The 3,527-nt window shown below is 34.5% G+C and carries 7 protein-coding genes; 3 read left to right on the forward strand and 4 right to left on the reverse strand.

The window, feature by feature from the left end:
- Positions 1–267: hypothetical protein (locus ACIQAA_RS32295; protein ID WP_402627987.1), on the forward strand; the 267-nt coding region annotated here is incomplete at its 5' end.
- Positions 268–293: 26 nt separating this feature from the next.
- Here ACIQAA_RS32295 and ACIQAA_RS32300 read toward each other — a convergent pair.
- Entirely contained in the window at positions 294–734 is a 441-nt protein-coding gene (locus ACIQAA_RS32300) for an S-Ena type endospore appendage (RefSeq protein ID WP_402627990.1), read from the reverse strand.
- A 248-nt stretch (positions 735–982) separates the two neighbouring features.
- Between ACIQAA_RS32300 and ACIQAA_RS32305 the strand changes: the two genes are divergently transcribed.
- Positions 983–1,309, forward strand: a complete 327-nt coding sequence (locus ACIQAA_RS32305; protein ID WP_402627992.1) for a DUF3992 domain-containing protein — start codon at positions 983–985, stop codon at positions 1,307–1,309.
- A 110-nt stretch (positions 1,310–1,419) separates the two neighbouring features.
- Positions 1,420–1,887 carry a hypothetical protein gene (locus ACIQAA_RS32310; RefSeq protein ID WP_402627995.1) on the forward strand — a complete coding sequence of 156 codons (468 nt, stop codon included), beginning with the start codon at positions 1,420–1,422 and terminating at the stop codon, positions 1,885–1,887.
- Between the two features lie 216 nt (positions 1,888–2,103).
- Here ACIQAA_RS32310 and ACIQAA_RS32315 read toward each other — a convergent pair whose 3' ends face one another.
- From ACIQAA_RS32315 to ACIQAA_RS32325, 3 genes are all read right to left on the reverse strand, one after another.
- Positions 2,104–2,499, reverse strand: a complete 396-nt coding sequence (locus ACIQAA_RS32315) for a DUF3888 domain-containing protein (RefSeq protein ID WP_402627998.1) — start codon at positions 2,497–2,499, stop codon at positions 2,104–2,106.
- A 102-nt stretch (positions 2,500–2,601) separates the two neighbouring features.
- Positions 2,602–3,132, reverse strand: a complete 531-nt coding sequence (locus tag ACIQAA_RS32320) for a hypothetical protein (RefSeq protein WP_402628000.1) — start codon at positions 3,130–3,132, stop codon at positions 2,602–2,604.
- Between the two features lie 163 nt (positions 3,133–3,295).
- On the reverse strand, positions 3,296–3,527 hold a 232-nt coding region (locus ACIQAA_RS32325), incomplete at its 5' end, for a tyrosine-type recombinase/integrase (protein WP_402628002.1).

The raw sequence follows: 3,527 nt of genomic DNA on the forward strand, positions 1-3,527 counted from the left end.
CTCACTTCATTTACCCGTAAATCCAATTACAAGGGTTATGAAATCCTGCGAATAAGTGAGCATTCGAGAGATATTCGTATCAAACTGAGGGAGTTGAAGAAAAAACAGTTTGTGTTATGGTGTGGTGAAAAAGAATATCCTTTATTGAAAAGGACCATAAGATCGATTAGATTCTTCAACTTACGGGCTGCTTTTATTGAAGAGCCAGCTGCCATAATTGGTGGCATTTTATTATACCAATTACATAATTCTCCTATCTTTAACTAACAAGATTTAGGATCTTCTGGTAAACGCTACTTTTCATAATGTATCTCGATACAAAATTTTCCCCTACACATTTCATTTGCAACGCCTTCACAACTAACCTCAAGATTTGAGATGGTTCCTAGGGTAATAGATTTTGACTGGTCTCTTTCTGTTAACGTAAATAATATAGTCTCTGAGATACCGTCACCATCTAAATCAGTCCTAACTGACATTATACAATTACTCATATTAAGGACTGTAACAGACCCAGATGGAAGAGGAGTTATTCCAAAAGATCGCCAGTATGTTACAAATTCACCGTTACAATTTTGTTTAATGTTCCCACAAATTTCATTTTGTACTAACCGCTTCTTTTTTTGCCGGGGTTTAAAGGGTCTTGGTATTGGTGTTATGAGTTTTGGTTTTTTGTGAAAAACATTAGAACAAGCAATTGGACAAACATTTTGTTTTATTTTATATCTGTGCACGACTGCTATCCTCCCCTTTTCATGGTATCAATAATTCATAATATGAAAGAGTAGCCCGTCCAGATTGGTCATATACCTAAAAACCCCTGTATTAAATACTCATATCTCTGCACCTATGGATAAACGCTCAAGCAAAACTAAAAGGATTTCATATGGTATACAATATACGAGTTATAGGCTTTTATTTCATCTAAAGATTGAAAGGTATAGGCTTAGGGAAGCTATCCTTTTAGAAAGGAGAGATATTTATGTGTGGTGGTAATTGTTGTCCAGATCGCCCTTTGGTGACCGACGAAATATGTGGTAATTTTAACACAACTACTGCTGCCGTACCCTTGACCGTTTACACTAAGGAACCGACCGTTTTTATATCAGGAACGGTGAGTATTTTTTATGATCGGGGTACTCCGCCCACTATAACAGCTACTGTAACCGATAGTGCAGGAGGAACAACTGTGCTTACGGTTCCTGTGGGAAACACCATTTCACAAACTTTTGATGATATCGCTTCTGTATCAATTGATACCGCTTCTGCCATTGGGAAATATTGCTTAACCGTTCATTACCAACCATAAATTAAATAGAGCGACATCATTTGTTTTAACCCCGTCTAATCCTATCGTATTATGGTGGGATTATTCGCTATGAAAAATGGACAAGTATCTTGAAAGAAAGGAGAAATAATATGGGAAATTGTTGTTGTTGCACCTCTCCATCTCCTCAAAACGAATTCTTTTTCACACAAACAGAAGGTTCTTTAGCTATACCATTTGGTGCTGGAATTGAAACCATCGTTCTGACACTTCCAGTAACTACTACTTTTGATCTCCAAAATGTTAAATTAGACTATGTTGTTCAACTAGCCTTTACACTTGCAGCTGGAAATACTACCTTTGACTATGGAGTACGTGCTCGATTAAGAAGAAATGGAGTATTATTAGTAACTCAAACTTTTCAACAAAGTGGAAATAGAACTGGCATGCCTGGTGCTTCGACTCGTAGGGAACATATTCCTAATACTTGGGCAGATAATGGAGCTCTTGCAGGGGCAAACACATACACAGTAACGCTAGAATTTTTCCAACGTGCTAATGCTACTACCACATTAACGGCAGAAACACGTTCATTAAATGCTATCGTATTTGGTTTGTAGAAATACTCCATATGATGGGATTAAATGTTTTTATTATACGAAACAACCAGTATTCAAAGGAATTAAATTAAGTCTATCTCAAGTTGAAGTAGGTTTTTTTTTATTGAGCTAGCGGGTGCTTTTGTTGAAGATCGGGCTGCTTTTTTACGGCAGCCTTTTCTTATTGAACTAAAGTGGCAGTTTAGTTGAAGAATATCCGATGAAAAAACACCCTTTTTACAAAGGATGCCTACATATGGTTATTTCGTTTGGCTTTAACCTTCTTCTTTTGAAATCAATAGCCTGCCACTCTATGGTTTTTTCATTACTAAAAGTAATCGTGACTAAATCATTGGGAGGACTGTGAGCACCTTCAAATGTTGTTACCTGAACAGTGACATTGAATAAGTAACTGCCTATTGGCAACTTCATTATTTGGATTATTTCACCACAGTGATTTTGTTTGATTTCGCCATATTGCTTCTTCAATTCCTGTTGAATTGAGGGATAAAGCATAATGAAAATCAAGTCATCACGTAACTGTATATCATTGTTAGTTACGGTTTCTGCTTTAATTGGAGTAAATGGAACAAGGAAAAAACAGGATATAAATATTAGAATGGATTTTTTCATAACGGACCTCATCATATTTTTCTCTTATTTTTTATCAATTATAAAATGATAATACATTTCGTTGATCCAATGCAGGAGAATTGAACTAACGGGCAGGTTAGTTCAATAAGAAGTCGAATATTTTTTAGTAATTTCATCAAGAGAAAAAAAGATTATTGAACAAATTATTGCAGGTATTGAGAAATCTGGGGCAATAAAGTATGTACCGAACCCAAATCCAATATGGATTAATCCAGATAGCCAGAAACGAATATTGATAAACTTCATTGAGATAAATTCTGCAATTTGTGAGACAGGTAAGCCATAAACGAAATTTCCAATTAAACTATAAATCATCACAATAATAATAAAAATAAATGACTCTCCATTTAAATTAATAGTTTGTTCCTCAATAATAGAACTTAGAAAAGAAATTAGAAATAATCCAATTGTAAAGGTCAATGATGAATAGAAAGCTACTTTAATTTTTCTAAATTCATCTTTAAACAGAATTTTTCTAATAATAGGAAATAGGAACCCAATCGTTACCATAATAAGTAAAGTTTTAATTATTATGGGTGTAGTTGAAACAAGTAGTATTATTAAAAAGATAAGCACGGAGAAAACTAGAATATAAGAATTTCCTTTAATCATTAAATACCTCGAATCTTTTTAGATTAATTTTACAATAAGTCAAAGTTAGAAGGAATTAAATGTTACTAGAAAATAACTATTTCCACAGAATAAATCCTTATTGAACTAACGAGGTGCAAGAGTGAAAAAAGCAACGCATCTCGACTGCATTGCTTTTTTATTGCTAAAAATACTTCCTATAACATTCCTGTCTGATGCTTCCGCTTAATTGGGCATAAATCCGGGTAGTTTCACTTTTTTCATGACCTAATAAGCTTTGAATAACATCGAGAGGTGCTCCATTATTCAATAAATGGGTTACATAGCTGTGCCTGAGTTGGTGTGGATGAATGTCTTTGTTAATGCCAGCACGGTTGGAAATCCGCTTAATTATGTATCTCATCGTGGCAATGCTC

It is taken from the genome of Neobacillus sp. NPDC093182 (genome assembly GCF_044754045.1).